Consider the following 17,456-nt stretch of genomic DNA (forward strand, 5'->3'; position numbering starts at 1 on the left):
TCTAATGAGGTGAAAAGTCTTGAAAATCGGTTTAGCACAAACGAAATTCCCTGAAACTAGTATCGAATCTTTACAAAGGGTGAAGGAAAAGATTATAAAGGCTAAGGAAAAAGAATGTGAAATCGTATGCTTCCCAGAGTCTATTGTACCAGGATTAAGAGGTGTTGGTTACGAGGTAGAACCATATGACCATTCATTTCAAGAGCGTGCCATCCAAGAAATTTGTCAACTAGCAAGAGAGCTTCAAATAGCGGTTATTCTCCCAATGGAGTGGAAGGATCAACTTGGTCTACATATGGTTGCATTTGTTATCGACCAATCCGGACAAGTATTAGGTTATCAAACGAAAAATCAAATTGACCCTAGTGAGGACTTCTTTGGCTACGTTCCGGGAGAGGGGCGTCAACTTTTTGAAATAAACGGTGTTAAATTTGGAATTGTTATTTGTCACGAAGGCTGGAGATATCCAGAAACAGTAAGATGGGCAGCTTTAAAAGGGGCAAGTATTGTATTCCATCCTCAATTTACCGACCGAGTGAGCAACCCTGAATTTTTTAATCATGCTATGGTATGCAGAAGTGTGGAAAATAATATTTACTTCGCGAGTGTGAATTATGCCATTGAAGGACAGGAAAGTACAACGTCATTAATATCACCTACTGGAGAGAGACTCATTACTGCCGAACCAAACATAGCTGATGTATGGGTTCATGATATAGATCCTAAACAAGCTACGAGACTATTAGCCAATCGCTTTCACCCTCACTTACTCTAGTAATAACTTAGTGTTAAAGTTGCATTTTCTATGGTAGATGAATTTGTATCGTTTATTAGTGGTTGTGTAACACTATAATCATCAGGCTAGAAAGGATGATTATAGTGCGTAATATTAGATATTTGTTAAAAGATGAGTATACGGCTGATTCCATCGCGGAAGACTTAAAGGTTCAACTCGAAGTGAATAGAATGAACCATATAAAAATAACTTCCGTGAATACCCGAAACGAAGTGATTGTTTCCTTACCAGAAGGGAATGAAAACTTAGAAGAAGTAGTGGAAAGTTTCATGTCAGGGTATAAAACTGGTGAAATTCTAGAATAGTTTTCTAATTTGAGCTCTCTTTAAAGAGGGCTTATTTTTTATGTAAATGGTAAATATTAGTTTTAATTTAGCTAATATTTACCACATGATACCCAATGTTTTCATGTTAAAATTGGAATAAAACAAAATTGGAAAAACAAGGGGATGATCGGACATGACCTTTTCACATATTAACATCCCAATTTTGATATTGTCGGTGTTAGCATGGATTACAATGGGGGTATTATTTTTCCAGATTTATAAAAGACAAATAGAGAAGCCTAAGGTTTGGAAAGCCATTTTGGTTGTTATCATTGGCATATTTTCATTTTCAATCAATTGGCCCATGCTTAATCAAGTAATAAAAATTCCTATTTTACCATTAGGTGTATGGTTACTGTATTTCATTTATCGAAAATCCGTGGATAAATGGTTGGTGTATAGAAAATATGCATGGTTAGGCTTTTTTTCGGGGTATTTGTTCCTTGCCACTTCATTATTATCCTTACCTGTTAACCATCTATTCTATCCTAAGGACCAACTTGAGACATATTTAGCAAACATGGAGAATGCTCATATGATTATCTTACATCCATCAGGTGTGGAAAGTTCATTAAATAAAGAGAAGTTAGAGCAATCGATTGGTCAAATGGAGCCGTCAACCATTTACAGTGACGAGTGGTATTCAGAAACATATATGGACCCTGATGAAAAGAATAAGAGTGAAAGGTTTCCTTATCAATTAGTTGGTGTAAACCCAAAAATCGGTAGCGGAATGGTCTCAACTGTTTATGTAGAAAGAGATGGAAAAGGTTTATTAATCTCTACTCCAAATGGGCAACAATATTTCCGCTCAAAAATGCCGTTTTTAGAAGGATTAAAGGAGGAGAAACGTGATGAATAGAAAACAGACCATCTATTTCATGTCCTCTTTGTTCCTTATAGTAGCTTTAGCAACTGTTTATTGGTTTTACTTTTCAGCTCCAAAGGCTTTCCCGAGTGAACAACAGTTAATCTCTAAAATGAACGCATTATTTGCTGAAGCTGAAGTTAGTGAAATATTAGATGAATTATTTTTAGATGAATCGCATGCTTATGTCCCTTTTAAAACTGATAAAGGGGCATATGGTTCGAGTTACTGGGTTTGGAAAAATCGCAAATGGCAAGTGTCCACTATAGAGGGGTCAGGTCAGCCGATTTTATGGACACCAAATGAGAGAAAACCTTCAAAGCAGTTTCTTGTTTGGAATATAGACCCGAACGATGAGGTTGATTCAATCGATTTTTATTTAATTAAAAAGAGAAATTACTTTGTTTCTGACGGGATTCATACGTATGAGCCACAAGTTCAGATGAAACATGCCGTAATTCTTAAAGAGAAAAACTATGGGATTCTACAAATCCCAAATGACTGGGTAAAATTTATCGATAGTAGTTATCATGTTCAAAAACAAAAGACACAAACTTCAATCTTTGGTGATTTTTTTCAACAACCTAACCATTATATTGGCTGGAGACCATATGACCGAAATGGGAAAGATGCATTTCCTGAAGGATCAGTAAATGGAAATGGTTATGTGAATTTTCATCAAAAATTTGATCATGTCATGTTTGTTAATGAAAATGAACTGGAATAGTTTGATAAGGACGCTTTTATGGAGCTTTCCTGAAGGATTCAAAATATAAGCAAGTGGATTATTTAGATAACTCGATATATTGTTTTAATGTATTTTTTATGTACATTACATGTATAGGGCACCAACGTTTTAGAAAGAGCGATTATTAAAAGATACTATGTTAAAGTGGTATCTTTTTAGAGTGGGCTCTGTTGATTGGAGTGGAAGGCACGAAGACTCCTGCGGGAGAACGGGGCTGGGGAGACCCCACAGGCGCTTCAGCGGCGAGGAGGCTCCCCGGCACGCCCGCGGAAAGCGAAGTGCCTGGAACGGAAATCAACAGATCTATTAACTGCTGAAAACTGAAATATTTTAGGGCTGTCCAGTGTGTCATTTATCTGACTATTTGGACAGCCCTTTTTATTCCTAATCTTCATTAAAGAATGCATAGTGTATAAAATAATTTGGAATACTTAAAGATTAATACAGGCCAATTTTCACTAGGGGGATCATTCAGTGTCTATCGAAGTAGTGACCACTTGCCTTATTTGGATTATATTGCCTCTCATGTTGATTATCTTTGTCCCCAAAAAAAGAATAAGGGAATCTATTGCTGTGTTTCTGTTCTTTCATTTCTTAACTTGGCTATTTAGCATCGGGTTAACATACTTCGGTTTACTAGAAGCACCATTCAGAGAATTTCCCTACGCTACAAAGATAAACTTTTCTATGGAATACATGGTTTTTCCCACAATAGCCGTGTTCTTTCAGTTGCTTTTTCCAAAAAGGAAAATATATAGGATAATTCACTATATACTTACTGTCACATTTATTTTATTCATCATGGGTGTCATAGGATATTTTACTGAAATAATGGATGTTACTAAAGAGAGTTTAACTAGAAGTGCCCTGAATTTTACTGTTGAACTTTGGTTATGTAGAAAATATATTACGTGGTTAATGGATAGTGAGTACACTAAAAAAAATAAGGTGGAATCAATATGAGTATAGAATGGATCATTCTATATATAGTTTGGTTAGTAACCTTAGGGTCATTATTCTTTGTCCCTAAAGATAGGAGAAAGGAAGCCAGTATTTCCTTTTTGTTTTTACAGTTTTTAGGGTGGTTCTTAGGATTACTTGTTGTTGAGTTAAAGTGGATTGAATATCCTATACGAGAACTAGCCCATGTGAATCGTTCTAGTTTTACCTTTGAGTTTTTAGTTTTCCCCGCAATAAGTATGTTTTTTAACCTCTACTATCCATCTAACAGAAGACTACTGACGAAAATATATTATATATCCCTATTTACAACGGGAATCATCATACCGGAAATTATATTTGAAAAGTATACAGATTTAATTAAATATATCCATTGGGAATGGTACTACAGTTGGATTAGTGTATTTTTCACCCTATGGATTGTAAGAGGTTTTTTTAGTTGGTTTTATAAAGAAAGTATCAGCACCCAATAAGAGATGATGAAAAAAGGAGAATGAGCTGCTTTTAGAGAAGTAATATATAAAACATATATCAGGAGTTACTAATGAAAAAGTTTCTTTTAGCCTTCCTTATTTTAAGTTTATATTTTAATTTAGTTCCACAGTTGTTTCCCATGAATGATATCCTACGATTCATCCACTTAGTTAGTTTTTTTCCGATTGCACTTATAGTAAGTAAAAAACTTTTTAAATCTGGCCTAGAATTGTATGGGGTAAAGTTTTTTAAGGGGTGGTATGGGTTAATACTAGTAGGATTTGCTACGGGCTTTATTAGTTGGGCCATTTTATACATTTTGAGTTTTGTTTTTAATAAATATGAATATATCAGTATGAAATCTTTTACAGAAAGCGGCCTTATTTTAATAGTAGTATTAGTTGGGTTTGGTTTAGGTTCATTAATAAATGACATGATTGTAAGGGGCCTAGTGTTTAATTCTTTAAAAGGGAAACTACCCATATATTTAATTTTCATATTGTCGATTTTGATTTACTCCTTTGATGACATTTGGTTTGCTGGGTTTAGCGTTCAAAATACAATATTTTCTATCGCTTTAGGACTGAGCCTAACATATGCCATTTATAAAACTAATTCCATCTGGATGACAACGGGCATTCACTGGGGGTTGAATGTATGTTACGGAGTTTTATTTAGCGTAAGTAACAAAGTTGGAGATGGAATCATTTTGTTTGAGGTAAATAAGAGGGCTCCTATTCTATTAGATTGGATGTCTACTATCATTTCTATAATGATGTTTATTTTTATCTATAGTTATTGGCGTCTGTCAGGAGGGGAAAACTCAAAAAATTAATCGGGCAGTATAATGTAGGAGAATGAAAATATGCAAACTTGGAAAAACCCATTATTACTTATATCCGGCATTGGAGTTTCGAATCTTGGAAACTGGATTTATTTTGTTGCTATTAACCTATTAATTCTGGATTTAACAGGATCACCCGCAGCTGTTGCGGGCCTGTTTATCATAAGGCCATTAGCTGTCCTCGTAACCAATACTTGGTCAGGAAGTCTAATTGACCGAATGAATAATAGACATTTAATGATTATAACCGATGTTGTTAGAGGAATACTCATTGGGTGTATCCCATTTATTAATTCTTTATGGGGAATATATGTATTAATGTTTATCGTAAACATCGCTGGTTCCTTATTTGGACCAAGCTCAACTACCTATATGACCAAGCTAGTTCCTCCAGAAAAAAGGAAGCGTTTTAATTCCATTTTTAGTTTTACATCATCTGGGGCATTTTTAGTGGGACCAAGTATCTCTGGTCTACTCATTATGTATACAAGTATTGATGTTTGTATTTTTATTAACGCGATTTCATTTATAGTTTGTGCACTCATTATTTACTACTTACCTAATGTTGATAATCAAACGGAAGGCAAAAGAGAGCGAATCACTCTAGCTCATGTTTCTCAAGATTGGAAATCCGTCCTTCATTTTAGTAAAACAGCCGGCTATTTTAGTTTTATTTATTTACTATTTCAAATAGCTACATTAATTGGTTTTGCGTTAGACTCTCAAGAAGCAACGTTTATTAAAGGAGTTATAGGCTTAACCGAAAGAGATTATGGTTTACTTTTGAGTATTGCTGGAGGTGCCTATTTAGCAGGGTCTTCTGCAGCAACGCTTGTAGCAAATAAGATTTCGTTAAGAATGTTTATAGGATTAGGTATGATTCTCACAGCAGGGGGCTATTTCGTCTTTTATTCATCGTCCACACTGTTTTTAGCGGCTGTTGGATTTATCATATTTGGAGTGTTTTCTGCATTTGCGAATACTGGTTATATGACATTTTTCCAAAATAATGTTCCAATCAATATGATGGGGCGTTTTAGTTCCACTACGAATCTCATACAAGCTATTATCCAGATTGTTTTCACCCTCATGCTAGGTTTTCTAGCAGAAATACTGAGCCTTCAGTTTATATGCTTAGTCTTTAGTGGAATTTCTATCGTCATCTCAATCGTTTTGTGTATTTTTGTTTATCGACCTGCAAAAATTCATTACTATGAACTGAGTGAGGTTTCTAAAGCATAAAGAGTGGACAATGTAAAATTCAATTTGACAATATATTCATCTATATATATAATTTTGAAAAAAATATACGAAACGTTGATAAGGATTAGTAAAATGTAAGATCTTTTACAGAGAGGAAATCACTTGCTGGGAGATTTCTAAAGATACCATTTGAACCTGCCTTTGAGTTCTCTATCGAAACAAGTGAAGATAGAGCGGAATAAATCCGTTAGAGTGAAAGAGTGTATAAAGCCTCGCTTTATAAATTAGGGTGGTACCGCCAAATTATTGGTCCCTATTTATGAAGTGGGGCTTTTTTATTTTTCTAGCTGAAGGAATAAAATAATGAGAATAATGAGGTGAAGCCAGATGGCTAAGGATTTTGTTAAAGAGATTACGAACATGGACGAGGATTTTGCACGATGGTACACAGATGTTGTTACGAAAGCAGACTTAATTGACTACTCAAGTGTAAGAGGATCTATGATTATTCGACCTTATGGTTATTCTCTATGGGAGAACATAAAAAATGAATTAGATTTTCGGATTAAGGAAACAAGTCATGAAAATGTTTATATGCCTTTATTTATTCCTGAAAGTTTATTACAAAAAGAAAAGGATCATATTGAGGGGTTTGCACCAGAAGTAGCTTGGGTGACTCATGGAGGTTCTGAAGAGTTAGTAGAACGTTTGTGTGTACGTCCTACTTCGGAAGTACTATTCTGTGAGCATTATAAAAATATTATTCATTCTTATAGAGACCTACCGAAGCTCTATAACCAATGGAGTAACGTAGTAAGATGGGAAAAGACAACAAGGCCATTCCTTCGTACTTTAGAATTTTTATGGCAGGAAGGGCATACTTGTCACGCAACGGATGAGGAAGCCCATGAAGAGACAACGAAAATGCTAGAGGTATACGCAGATGTACTTGAAAATGTATTAGCGATACCAGTATTAAAGGGACAAAAAACGGAAAAAGAAAAATTTGCTGGTGCTAAGTTTACTTATACGGTGGAAAGTTTGATGCATGATGGAAAGGCTTTACAATCAGCAACTTCCCATCATCTAGGAGACGGCTTTGCTAAAGCATTTGGGATTCAATTTAGTGACCAAACGGGAGAATTACAATATGTGCACCAAACTTCTTGGGGATTCACTACTCGAGTTATCGGGGCCATGATCATGGTTCACGGTGATAATCGAGGATTAATTATTCCTCCTAGAGTGGCACCAACTCAAGTGATGATTGTTCCAATTGCTCAGCATAAAGAGGGAGTACTTGATTTTGCCTATCATTTGAAAGCGACTCTCTCTAAAATTGCCAGAGTAGGAATAGATGCTAGTGATAAAAAACCTGGTTGGAAATTTAATGAACACGAAATGAAAGGGATTCCGCTACGTTTAGAAGTGGGACCAAAAGATATTGAGAACAAACAGGTTGTTCTAGTAAGAAGAGATACGGGTGAAAAAACGTTTGTTCCAATGGCAGAACTAGAAACAAAACTTCCACAAATGTTAGAAGATATACAGCAAAATCTGTATGAGAGAGCAAGAGAGCTACGTGAACAGAAGACAACAGTAGCAACCAATATGGATGAATTTAAAGGAAATCTTGAAAGCAACCCAGGGTTTATCAAAGCAATGTGGTGTGGCGATAAAGATTGTGAAGATCAAATCAAAGGGCAAACAAGTGCCACTTCACGATGTATCCCATTTGAACAAGAGAAAGTTTCTAGTAACTGTGTATGTTGCGGTAAAGAAGCCGAAAAATTAGTTTACTGGGCTAAAGCGTATTAGAAAACGGGATCAGTCCCCCTTTAATGTAATAAAGGGGGACTGACCCCAATTAAGGAGATTATCGATGAAAAAATTATATTACGAAGATTCTTATATCCAATCATTTTCAACAAAATTATTAAAACAGCAAGAAGATGAGAATGGCCATACATATGTTGTTTTAGGGGAAACAGCATTTTATCCAACTGGTGGAGGACAGCCTTTTGATACAGGTCAAATAGATGGAGTTGACGTGATAAACGTAGAAGAAGTTGACAATGAGATAAGACATTACATAAATAGACCATTAGAGGGTAAAGCTGAAGTGTCTGGTGTAATCAATTGGGAGAGAAGATTTGATCACATGCAGCAGCATGCAGGACAACATATTCTCTCTGCTGCTTTCGCGGAGCTTTTTGACATGGAAACAATCGGCTTCCATTTAGGAAATGAAACACTAACCATTGATTTGAATGTAGAAGAATTAACAGAAGAAGTAGTTCGTGAAGCTGAGAAACTAGCAAATCAAATAATATTAGAGAACCGACCGATTGAAACGAAATGGATTACTTTAGAGGAAGTTACACAATATCCTTTAAGAAAGAAACCAACCGTTACAGAAGATATAAGGCTAGTGATCATACCTGAATTTGATTACAACGGTTGTGGAGGAACTCATCCAAGCTCAACAGGCCAAGTTTCATCTATAAAAATTCTTGATTGGGAGAGACAGAAGAAAAAAGTTCGCCTTGGGTTTATTTGCGGTAATCGAGTGTTAAAGCATTTTTATCAGAAACACCAAGTCTTATCCAAACTAACCCAACAATTAAATGCACCTGAACAAGACATGGAACTAGCCGTTGGAAGACTTTTAGATAAAAATAAGGAACTTGAAAAGCTATTAGAAGAATCAACTGACCGATTACTTCATTTAGAGACGGACCTATTACTAAATCAGTCCTCAATCATTAATCAACATCAAATTGTTGGCCAAGTTTATGAAGGAAGAACCATCCAACAACTCCAAAAACAAGCAAGAATACTGGTATCAAAAAAGGAAGAGTTAAATGTGTTCTTAATTTCCGAAAACGAAAATCAAATCCAGATTGTGTGTAGCAGAGGTAAAGAGGCAGCTGTTAATATGAAAGCCCTTGTTGCAAATATTCTTCCATTGATTAACGGAAAAGGTGGAGGAAACGAAACCCAAGCCCAAGGTGGAGGAGAGAAGATATTAAGCGGGGAAGAAATTGTTCAACGTATAGTTAACTCGTTGAATTAGAGTTAGATATATAAAATGGGACATAACCATGCATGTTTATAAGCATTGAAATCTAGCAAGGCATACGGAGGTTTGACAAGTTCGTTCATTCTGAAATAAGATGGGGATAATTTTGTTAGTTTTTATGTAGATAGGGGGCTCAGCAGTTGAAAGATCAATTGCTTGCTGAAGCAGAACAATTTATAACTACTTGTTATAAAGAGTTGCACAAGAACGATGATGAAATAAATCTTAGAATACTTCAAATAAAAGAAAAGATTACTGAATTTGGGTACTATGAACATACCTTTGAGGAATTAGAACATGGTGCTAAAATGGCCTGGAGAAACAGCAACCGTTGTATTGGAAGACTGTTTTGGGACAGTTTGACCGTTCGAGATAAGAGAAATCTAAATACAGAATCGGACATATTTGAGGCATTAGAAGACCATATTCAATTCGCTACAAACAATGGACAAATTAGACCTACTATTACTATTTTTAAACAAGAATCAGATCAAAATAGAATTAGAATTTGGAACCATCAGTTGATTCGTTATGCTGGATATGAAACAGAATATGGTGTTATAGGTGACCCAGCATCTATTGCTCTAACGAAAAAGTGTGAGGAACTAGGTTGGCAAGGAGAAGGGACTCCATTTGATGTTTTACCACTAGTGATTCAAATAAATGAGTCTTCACCAAAACCATTTCCTTTGTCTAAGACACATGTTTTAGAGGTTTCTATTCATCACCCTGAGCTTAGCTGGTTCGAGGAATTACAAGTAAAATGGTATGCGGTTCCTCTTATTTCTGATATGTGTCTAGAAATCGGCGGGATTCGCTATACGGCAGCCCCGTTTAATGGATGGTATATGGGCACAGAAATTGGGGCAAGGAATTTAGCCGATGACTACCGCTACAATATGTTGCCAAAAATCGCAGAACAACTAAATCTTGATATGAATAGGAACTCTTCACTCTGGAAAGACCGAGCATTAGTAGAGCTGAATATTGCAGTCTTACATTCCTATAAGAATGCAGGGGTAAGCATTGTCGACCATCATACCGCTGCACATCAATTTAAATTGTTTGAACAAAAGGAGCAAGCGGCTAACCGAAATCTAACCGGAGATTGGGATTGGTTGATTCCCCCTGTATCACCTGCAACTACGCACATCTTTCATCGAGGTTACAAAGATGAAATCATAAAGCCAAATTACTTTTACCAAGAAAAACTATATTAACTGAGATGTTACTCTACAAAACAAAACGCTAATGTCTAGAAGGCATTAGCGTTTTGTTTTGATATTTCTCCTTAAAATAAAATACATAAATATCGTTCCCCCAAAGAGGAGGACAACTAATAGAATAAATGCTCCTACACCGATTTCATCCATAATTCTAAACAAATATAATGTTAGAAATAGATCAGTAATAAGGCCTAATATAAAAATAATTCTAATGGTTAGAGTGTCCATTATTGAACCTCCTTTGTTCAGAATGTTACATATAGTTAAGCTTTAGTATATCCATTTATATATGATAATTACTATAAATAGAATTGGAACGACCAAGTATAGAATTCGACTTAATAACTAGGACTTTTTTACTGTTATATAGTAAAAATAAAAAAATTACCTTTATTTTCAGTTTTCTCTATAAAAACTGGTATAATGTATCTAAATTAATAAGGGCTAAAGGAGTGATTACATATGAAGGGGGCAAGCAAGAATAAGCTTGTTAATCGATTGATTAAAAATAGTACAAACATGACCGTGAGAAAAAAATTAATAGGTAGTTTTGGTTTAGTTTTGATTCTTTTGTTGGCAGTTTCCGGAACAGGGATATACCAACTGATGAAAGTGGACAAGTCCTATAATGAACTCATTGAAGATCGAGTCACCAAGCTGATGCAAGTAGAAAAATTAAAAGAAGAAATGTTAGAACAATCAAGTGCGATTCGTGCCTATCTTCTAACAGGTGGCAACAGTTATTTAGAAGAGTATAAACAGGCTCTAAGAGACTATAAGGTAGAATTGGAACTTTTAAAAGTTAGTATTGTTTCACCAGAGGGCAAAAAAATATTAACAGAGCTTGAAGAAATTGGGGTTCAATTTGAGGAAACAATTGCTCAGCAAGTTGTACATAAAAAGGCAAATGAAGAATTAGAATATTTGCTTATCCTAAAGGGCGATGCCAAAACGATAGGAAGCAATTTTTTAGCCAAGGGAAATGAATTGATTGCCATCCAAGAAAAGAGCTTAGAAGAGGGTACAAAAGCAACTTCAAAATCTGTAGACGGTATTCGTTTAACTGTAATTATAATAAGTATCGTTGCAGTTATTCTTGCTTTAGGGTTGGCTATTCTTGTTTCTGGCCAATTAGCGAGACCTATCGTAAAGGCTTCAAGAGCGATTGAGAAGGTAGCAAAAGGTGATTTCTCAATTGAAACCATTAAAGTAAAGAGTAAAGATGAGATTGGTCAAATGGTCGAATCAGTCAATCGTATGGTTGAGGACCTACGAGGGGTAGTAGGTCAGGTTCGAGACTCCGCATCACAAGTAGCCTCAAGCAGTGAACAGTTAAATGCAAGTGCACAGGAAAGTACTTCTGCAAGTGAACAGATTGCTAATCTAGTTCAACGAAATGCGGAAGGTGTGGAAACACAACTACGTCACTTTAATGAAGTTGAGAACTCTGTTGGTGAAATGTCATCTGGAATTGAACAAATTACCCGCAGTAGTGAAGATATGTTAGAAACAGCTGAAAAGACGAATGAGGTAACCAAAAAAGGTTCTTCTTCTATTTCCAAAGTTGTAACACAAATGAATAAAATCAATGATTCTGTCTCCGAGACAACGGAGGTTATCCGCTCTTTAGGTGTACGATCAAATGAAATTAGTAATATTGTAAATCTAATTACAACCATCTCGGATCAAACCAATTTACTTGCTCTAAATGCGGCAATAGAAGCGGCTAGAGCAGGAGAGCATGGTAAAGGATTTGCCGTAGTTGCTGACGAAGTTCGTAAACTAGCCGAAGAATCCAAAAAGTCTGCTGATCAAATTACAAAAATGATTTCCTTAATTCAAAATGAAACTGATCAAGCGGTGCGCTCAATGGAAGAGCAAAATGAAGAAGTACAAGAGGGATTAAATTATACGAGTGAAGCTAGTCAAGCATTTGCTCACATTGAAAGTTCTATTGATCAAGTTACACATAAAGTCGAAGAAGTATCCTCTGCTTTAGAAGAGCTAAGCGCTTTAAGTAATCAAATGGTCGAATCAATTAACGAAGTGAAAAAAATAGCAGAAGCTAGCGTAGCTTCCACACAAGAAGTAAGTGCTGGTACAGAAGAAAATGTAGCAACCATAGAGGAAGTTTCTGCAAGTGCTCAAAGCTTATCACTAATGGCAGAACAATTACAAAGTGTTATGTCCCGATTTAAAATTTAATTTGAAGATTGACGAGAGCTGACTTAATAGTTGGCTCTTTTAAGTTGCTTGACCTCTTAGTTGGTCGAGTTACCGTAATAATGTTTGATAGTTTCGATTTCTTGACTATTAGATTTAGAAGAATTAATATTAATTATTATTTTCAGAAAATAGTAAAAGGAGAGATTTTCAAATGGGTAAAAAAATAGATCATGTGGGAATTATGGTTAAGGATATTGAAAAATCAATAAAATTTTATGAAGATGTGGTTGGCTTTAAATTAAAGGCACATGTTCCACATTCGGATAGCGCTCTAAAACTTGCTTTTCTAGGATTTGAAGGTTCGGATGAAACTGAGCTAGAATTAATACAAGGTTATAATGACTCTCTACCAGCAGAAGGAAAAGTTCATCACCTGGCTGTAACAGTAGATAACATCGAAGAAGAATTTGATAGAGTGAAAGCGTTAGATGTCAAATTTGTTGATGATCATATCACTGTCCTTCCAAATGGATATCGTTACTTTTTCATTTATGGCCCTGAAGGTGAATGGGTAGAGTTTTTCCAAAGATAACAGAGGATTAGGATTGTTTTGAAATTATGTTAAAATAATGAAAATAAACCCTATTCAAATAGGGATATTTACGTTATACTGATGAACGTAAACAACTACATAAACGTAACCACAAGGGGAGCTGTATGGCTGAGAGTGAGCAGATTTGTCTGTTCTGACCCTTTGAACCTGTTAGTTAATGCTAGCGCAGGAATGTGGATTGATAGATGAAATTAATTTTGTCTGCTTTCAATATCTCCCTTGAGGTTGTGTTTAAACTTGGAAAGGGAGGTTTTTTTATGAAAAAAATGGGGTTATTACCAATGATTGAGGCATCTTTTTTCGCTGCATTTGCATTAATTTTAGATTTATTGCCTTCAATCAAAGTTTCACCGTCAATTTCAATTTCTTTTGCAATGGTTCCAATCTTTATCGTTGCATTCCGCTGGGGGTTCAAAGTAGCTTTGGCATCAGGTTTCCTATGGGGCTTATTGCAAGTAGCAGTTGGGGACATTTATTTCTTAAGCCCAGTACAATTTGTTATTGAGTATTTTATTGCCTTTGCTTTTATTGGATTTGCTGGACTATTTTATCAAGTGATTCAAAAATGTGTGAAAAATGGAGATAAGAAAAATTTAATGATTTGGATTGTCATTGCTACTTTTATTGGAAGTGTAGCTCGTTATTTCTGGCATTTTGTTGCCGGTTTCGTATTCTGGGGTGAATATGCACCAGAAGGACAATCACCAATGGTCTATTCATTAATCGTAAATGGTTCAACTATGCTAGGAGCATTTGTTCTTTGCTCGATTGTTTTAGCGATCTTACTTTCCACTTCATCACGTTTGATACAAACAAAGAATCATTATTCAGCAATGGATAAAAAAGCTTCTTAATAGATAGGTGAGAAACAAGCATGAATTGTGGATGCTTGTTTTTTTTATGACTTCTTTTCCAAGCAAATTAGAATGAGGCATGATTGGACCGGTTACATTAAATAGAAGGCTTTTACAGTGATAGTACTTTTGATTATTATACGAAGGAATGGTGGAGGAATTATGAAAAGGTGCCTAGTTGTTTTCATTTCAATCTTGCTTACCATTTTTGCTACTTTAACAAGTAATGCCCAGACCCAACAGAAAAAAGCTGCCATTATTATAGACGACTTTGGTGGTGGAATTGGAGGAGTAAAAGAGTTTTTAGAAGGGGATGTACCGATTACGGTGGCTGTCATGCCATTTACGGAAACATCTAAGGAGCATGCAGAGTGGGCTCATAAAAATGGATTTGAAGTCATGGTCCATTTACCGATGCAGCCCAAAAAGGGGAAAATGTCATGGTTAGGTCCAAAACCCATTACAGCAGATTTACCTTTAGAGGAAGTAAGGAAACGTGTAACAGAAGCAATTGATAGTGTTCCATATGCTTTAGGTTTAAACAATCATATGGGCTCGTTAGTTGTTGAAAAGGAAGATATTGTAAGGGTTATAGTTGAGGTAGCGAAAGAGAAGAGACTTTATATTGTTGATAGTGCTACTAGTTCAAAATCAAAATTTCCTAAAGTAGCAAAAGAACTAGGTGTTCCTATTATCAAAAGAGACGTATTTTTGGATGATGTAGCCTCCATCCCGCATGTGAAAAAACAGATGTCTCTATTAGCGAAAATCACTGAACAAGAGGGGACCGGAGTTGCGATAGGTCATGTTGGAGTAACTGGAAAGGTTTGCTCAACTGGTATATTTGAATCAGCAAAAGAATTAGAAAAAAGAAAGATCACAATTGTGCCTGTTTCTGATATTCTCTCAAATGAAATTAAAATTAAGTACCTTCAATTATATTAGGTGCCTGTCACCTGTAAAACAGTTGACATATAATTGAAATATAATTGTAATATGGATTGATTGACAGCTAGCAAAAAGTGTTTTATATTTAATCCTATAAACTTAATACGAATTAATTCTTATCCAGAGAGGTAGAGGGATTTGGCCCTATGACACCTCGGCAGCAGGCTCACATTGAGAACTGTGCTAATTCCAACAAGCTATTTGAGCTTGACAGATAAGATGAGCTGATGATTATAAACCCAACCTCTTCTTATTGTTCCGGAATGGCGATAAGGAGAGGTTTTTTATTTTTGTCAGGAGGATTTACAATGAGTGAATTAGATACGAAAGAAAAATTAATTGATGAATTGCTCCTATTAGGAGTTTATAAAAAAGGAAATTTACAGCTATTTGAATTACCGATAACGGATTTAGAAGAGGAAATTAGAAAGATAAAAAAAGGGAATAGTTCATAGTTGAGAGAAGGGATGGCGGGGGAAGTATGTACAAACAGATACATATAAATTGGAATAACAAAAAGCTGGCTGGAACCATTCACTATCCTCTAGAAGAAAGGGAATATGGCACAACTAAGTCTATTTACCCTTTAGTGATTATATGTCATGGATTTGTAGGCAGTAGAATAGGGGTTAATCGCTTATTCGTCAAAACAGCCGAGGAGTTAATTAAAGAAAATTGCATAGTAGTAAGGTTTGACTATTCCGGATGCGGAGAAAGTGAAGGACATTATGGAGACACTTGTTTAGATGAACTGATTGACCAAACAACAGTAGTCATTGATTATGCTCTTGGGCTATCCCATGTTGATAAGGAAAGAGTATTCCTTCTAGGTCATAGTTTGGGTGGAGCTACGGCGCTTCTTACGGTTGTTCGGGATACTTGTATAAAACATCTAATCATGTGGTCTGCTGTAGCCAAACCTTTTGAAGATATCACCAATATAGTGGGAACAAACTTAGTCAGAGGGCTTGGCTCTACTAATAAATTGGATTATTTAGGTTATTCTTTTAGCAATAAGTTCTTTGAGTCATTAAAAAAGTATCAACCATTAAAAGAATTAGAACGATTTACGGGAGATGTATTACTTATCCATGGTAAGTCAGATGAAGAAATTCCGGTTGCTTATTGTACACAATACAACGAAGCATTTAACAAGAGAGTTCAAGGATTAACTAATAGAGTTGAAGTTGATTCAGCTAATCATACTTATTCATGTGAACAATCTTTTAGAGAATTAATAGCTAAGACAAAAGAGTGGGTAAGTGTGAGGACGAGTCAGCAACTTGTGTAGCCAGAAAGAAGTGAGAAGTAAGTAATTATCCTACTCCATCACTTCTTTAATTGGCCGTTTCTTTGATTTCTGTACTATCAATTGGCACCTCTTCAGGCAACTTTTTAGAAGCACTAGGAACTTTACGTGGCTCAAATTCTATATCATCTGATGAAAATAATCTTATATTTACGGAGCCCCCGTACTTTCTAGCTAAAATGAGTATGGGTTGGGAGTAATTATTTTGAAAAGTAAAGTCCGGGCCATACCAACTCACGGTTGCGTCTCTCCCAGGAGGTACATAAGGAACGCGCTTACTGTGGGAATATCTTTGCAGTATCTTCACCCCAGCCCGATCAACTGCGTTAAATAGGGTAGAGGATACTTGACAGATTCCTCCACCAATATCTTCTGATAATTCCCCTCTAACGATGACGGGTGCACGCATATATCCTTTTTTTACCGTGCGTTTTCCAACCACTTTATTAAATGAAAATGTTTCTCCAGGAAAGATGACATGATTATTTATTGCTTCAGTAGCTAAGTTAATATTATGAGAGCGTGTTTGGTTATGGTTGTTAAAGTAAGTCACATATTGACCAATTTGTTTTACTCTAATTTGTGCCAATAAATCTCGATCCACACGTGGGTGCACAGGGAGAGTTGGAACGCTAATAATAGAAGTATCCTGCCTAAACATACTAGTGAGAAATAATTCTGTGAATTTTTCTTTGTAAAGCTTATGTCCTACTTTTTCTGATATAAATGCTCCATTATGGTTGATTTTAGCATTAACGGCTGGTTCATAAACCTTAGCCTCAATTTGGTCTAAAAAACGAAGATACTTATCTTGATTGATTACCTCAGAACCGGGAATAGGAAGTAAGAATTCCTTTTTGTCTACGACTGCTAGCGTATCTTCTTTTTCTTTTATTGTTAATTGACCAGTCCCAACCGTTTGCTGTGTAAGCAGAAGCAGACCAATAACCCATATAAATTTCATTACTAGTGCCTCCTGAAAATGACATCAATATAGGTTTTATAAAATTAGCCAAGATTATACAAGCTATTACACCAA

At 35.7% G+C, this 17,456-nt stretch carries 19 protein-coding genes, 2 riboswitches and 1 other annotated feature; of the genes, 17 read left to right on the forward strand and 2 right to left on the reverse strand.

The window, feature by feature from the left end; translation table 11 throughout:
• The first annotated feature begins 19 nt into the window (after window positions 1-19).
• The 11 genes from SM124_RS07320 to SM124_RS07370 all read left to right on the forward strand — a co-directional run bounded on the left by SM124_RS07320 (window position 20) and on the right by SM124_RS07370 (window position 10,521).
• Window positions 20-775: a carbon-nitrogen hydrolase family protein gene (locus SM124_RS07320; RefSeq protein ID WP_322445847.1), complete on the forward strand. Its 756-nt coding sequence runs from the start codon at window positions 20-22 to the stop codon at window positions 773-775.
• A 104-nt stretch (window positions 776-879) separates the two neighbouring features.
• Window positions 880-1,101, forward strand: coding sequence for a hypothetical protein (locus SM124_RS07325; RefSeq protein ID WP_322445848.1), 222 nt, complete (start codon window positions 880-882; stop codon window positions 1,099-1,101).
• A 154-nt stretch (window positions 1,102-1,255) separates the two neighbouring features.
• The gene (locus SM124_RS07330; RefSeq protein WP_322445849.1) at window positions 1,256-1,984 is read left to right on the forward strand and encodes a hypothetical protein; all 729 of its coding nucleotides are present in this window, start codon (window positions 1,256-1,258) and stop codon (window positions 1,982-1,984) included.
• Window positions 1,977-2,717: a hypothetical protein gene (locus SM124_RS07335; RefSeq protein WP_322445850.1), complete on the forward strand. Its 741-nt coding sequence runs from the start codon at window positions 1,977-1,979 to the stop codon at window positions 2,715-2,717. The genes SM124_RS07330 and SM124_RS07335 overlap by 8 nt, the downstream gene beginning before the upstream one ends.
• 546 nt (window positions 2,718-3,263) lie before the next feature.
• On the forward strand, window positions 3,264-3,701 hold the full coding sequence (locus tag SM124_RS07340) for a CBO0543 family protein (protein WP_322445943.1): 438 nt from the start codon (window positions 3,264-3,266) through the stop codon (window positions 3,699-3,701).
• On the forward strand, window positions 3,698-4,171 hold the full coding sequence (locus tag SM124_RS07345) for a CBO0543 family protein (RefSeq protein ID WP_322445851.1): 474 nt from the start codon (window positions 3,698-3,700) through the stop codon (window positions 4,169-4,171). Before SM124_RS07340 ends, SM124_RS07345 begins: the two co-directional genes overlap by 4 nt.
• 71 nt (window positions 4,172-4,242) lie before the next feature.
• Entirely contained in the window at window positions 4,243-5,007 is a 765-nt protein-coding gene (locus SM124_RS07350) for a CPBP family intramembrane glutamic endopeptidase (RefSeq protein WP_322445852.1), read from the forward strand.
• Between the two features lie 30 nt (window positions 5,008-5,037).
• The gene (locus SM124_RS07355; RefSeq protein ID WP_322445853.1) at window positions 5,038-6,258 is read left to right on the forward strand and encodes an MFS transporter; all 1,221 of its coding nucleotides are present in this window, start codon (window positions 5,038-5,040) and stop codon (window positions 6,256-6,258) included.
• Between the two features lie 66 nt (window positions 6,259-6,324).
• Window positions 6,325-6,537, forward strand: a binding site (T-box leader).
• Between the two features lie 69 nt (window positions 6,538-6,606).
• Window positions 6,607-8,037, forward strand: coding sequence for a proline--tRNA ligase (gene proS / locus SM124_RS07360; RefSeq protein WP_322445854.1), 1,431 nt, complete (start codon window positions 6,607-6,609; stop codon window positions 8,035-8,037).
• 64 nt (window positions 8,038-8,101) lie between these two features.
• Window positions 8,102-9,295 carry an alanyl-tRNA editing protein gene (locus SM124_RS07365; protein ID WP_322445855.1) on the forward strand — a complete coding sequence of 398 codons (1,194 nt, stop codon included), beginning with the start codon at window positions 8,102-8,104 and terminating at the stop codon, window positions 9,293-9,295.
• 146 nt (window positions 9,296-9,441) lie between these two features.
• Window positions 9,442-10,521 (forward strand): nitric oxide synthase oxygenase, encoded by a 1,080-nt coding sequence (locus tag SM124_RS07370; protein WP_322445856.1) that lies wholly within the window; start codon window positions 9,442-9,444, stop codon window positions 10,519-10,521.
• 45 nt (window positions 10,522-10,566) lie between these two features.
• On the opposite strand, the gene SM124_RS07375 is transcribed toward SM124_RS07370, so the two are convergent.
• A complete protein-coding gene (locus SM124_RS07375; protein ID WP_322445857.1) occupies window positions 10,567-10,755 on the reverse strand; it encodes a hypothetical protein in 189 nt (62 codons plus the stop codon).
• Window positions 10,756-10,989: 234 nt separating this feature from the next.
• Here SM124_RS07375 and SM124_RS07380 point away from each other — a divergent pair, with 234 nt between their 5' ends.
• The 6 genes from SM124_RS07380 to SM124_RS07405 all read left to right on the forward strand — a co-directional run bounded on the left by SM124_RS07380 (window position 10,990) and on the right by SM124_RS07405 (window position 16,399).
• Window positions 10,990-12,732, forward strand: a complete 1,743-nt coding sequence (locus SM124_RS07380; protein ID WP_322445858.1) for a methyl-accepting chemotaxis protein — start codon at window positions 10,990-10,992, stop codon at window positions 12,730-12,732.
• Between the two features lie 172 nt (window positions 12,733-12,904).
• Window positions 12,905-13,285, forward strand: a complete 381-nt coding sequence (locus SM124_RS07385) for a VOC family protein (RefSeq protein WP_322445859.1) — start codon at window positions 12,905-12,907, stop codon at window positions 13,283-13,285.
• A gap of 104 nt (window positions 13,286-13,389) precedes the next feature.
• Window positions 13,390-13,495: riboswitch (TPP riboswitch) on the forward strand.
• A 68-nt stretch (window positions 13,496-13,563) separates the two neighbouring features.
• Entirely contained in the window at window positions 13,564-14,160 is a 597-nt protein-coding gene (gene thiT / locus SM124_RS07390; protein WP_322445860.1) for an energy-coupled thiamine transporter ThiT, read from the forward strand.
• Window positions 14,161-14,322: 162 nt separating this feature from the next.
• Window positions 14,323-15,105, forward strand: coding sequence for a divergent polysaccharide deacetylase family protein (locus SM124_RS07395; protein WP_322445861.1), 783 nt, complete (start codon window positions 14,323-14,325; stop codon window positions 15,103-15,105).
• A 116-nt stretch (window positions 15,106-15,221) separates the two neighbouring features.
• A riboswitch (SAM riboswitch) is annotated at window positions 15,222-15,329 on the forward strand.
• Between the two features lie 87 nt (window positions 15,330-15,416).
• Window positions 15,417-15,563 carry a Fur-regulated basic protein FbpA gene (locus tag SM124_RS07400; RefSeq protein ID WP_322445862.1) on the forward strand — a complete coding sequence of 49 codons (147 nt, stop codon included), beginning with the start codon at window positions 15,417-15,419 and terminating at the stop codon, window positions 15,561-15,563.
• 26 nt (window positions 15,564-15,589) lie between these two features.
• Complete coding sequence (locus tag SM124_RS07405; protein ID WP_322445863.1) at window positions 15,590-16,399, forward strand: alpha/beta hydrolase family protein; 810 nt, start codon at window positions 15,590-15,592, stop codon at window positions 16,397-16,399.
• A gap of 46 nt (window positions 16,400-16,445) precedes the next feature.
• Here SM124_RS07405 and SM124_RS07410 read toward each other — a convergent pair whose 3' ends face one another.
• A complete protein-coding gene (locus tag SM124_RS07410) occupies window positions 16,446-17,381 on the reverse strand; it encodes a VanW family protein (protein ID WP_322445864.1) in 936 nt (311 codons plus the stop codon).
• Between the last annotated feature and the right edge of the window lie 75 nt (window positions 17,382-17,456).

The organism is Robertmurraya mangrovi, assembly GCF_034427655.1.
GTDB classification, from domain to species: Bacteria; Bacillota; Bacilli; order Bacillales; family Cytobacillaceae; genus Robertmurraya_A; species Robertmurraya_A mangrovi.

What these genes read in the sequence shown, in the direction of transcription:
- SM124_RS07330 (WP_322445849.1), top strand. Translation starts at nt 1,256, where the DNA reads ATGACCTTTTCACATATTAACATCCCAATTTTGATATTGTCGGTGTTA.
- SM124_RS07335 (WP_322445850.1), top strand. Translation starts at nt 1,977, where the DNA reads ATGAATAGAAAACAGACCATCTATTTCATGTCCTCTTTGTTCCTTATA.
- SM124_RS07340 (WP_322445943.1), top strand. Translation starts at nt 3,264, where the DNA reads ATGTTGATTATCTTTGTCCCCAAAAAAAGAATAAGGGAATCTATTGCT.
- SM124_RS07345 (WP_322445851.1), top strand. Translation starts at nt 3,698, where the DNA reads ATGAGTATAGAATGGATCATTCTATATATAGTTTGGTTAGTAACCTTA.
- SM124_RS07350 (WP_322445852.1), top strand. Translation starts at nt 4,243, where the DNA reads ATGAAAAAGTTTCTTTTAGCCTTCCTTATTTTAAGTTTATATTTTAAT.
- SM124_RS07355 (WP_322445853.1), top strand. Translation starts at nt 5,038, where the DNA reads ATGCAAACTTGGAAAAACCCATTATTACTTATATCCGGCATTGGAGTT.
- proS (WP_322445854.1), top strand. Translation starts at nt 6,607, where the DNA reads ATGGCTAAGGATTTTGTTAAAGAGATTACGAACATGGACGAGGATTTT.
- SM124_RS07365 (WP_322445855.1), top strand. Translation starts at nt 8,102, where the DNA reads ATGAAAAAATTATATTACGAAGATTCTTATATCCAATCATTTTCAACA.
- SM124_RS07375 (WP_322445857.1), bottom strand. Translation starts at nt 10,755, where the DNA reads ATGGACACTCTAACCATTAGAATTATTTTTATATTAGGCCTTATTACT.
- SM124_RS07380 (WP_322445858.1), top strand. Translation starts at nt 10,990, where the DNA reads ATGAAGGGGGCAAGCAAGAATAAGCTTGTTAATCGATTGATTAAAAAT.
- SM124_RS07385 (WP_322445859.1), top strand. Translation starts at nt 12,905, where the DNA reads ATGGGTAAAAAAATAGATCATGTGGGAATTATGGTTAAGGATATTGAA.
- thiT (WP_322445860.1), top strand. Translation starts at nt 13,564, where the DNA reads ATGAAAAAAATGGGGTTATTACCAATGATTGAGGCATCTTTTTTCGCT.
- SM124_RS07395 (WP_322445861.1), top strand. Translation starts at nt 14,323, where the DNA reads ATGAAAAGGTGCCTAGTTGTTTTCATTTCAATCTTGCTTACCATTTTT.
- SM124_RS07400 (WP_322445862.1), top strand. Translation starts at nt 15,417, where the DNA reads ATGAGTGAATTAGATACGAAAGAAAAATTAATTGATGAATTGCTCCTA.
- SM124_RS07405 (WP_322445863.1), top strand. Translation starts at nt 15,590, where the DNA reads ATGTACAAACAGATACATATAAATTGGAATAACAAAAAGCTGGCTGGA.
- SM124_RS07410 (WP_322445864.1), bottom strand. Translation starts at nt 17,381, where the DNA reads ATGAAATTTATATGGGTTATTGGTCTGCTTCTGCTTACACAGCAAACG.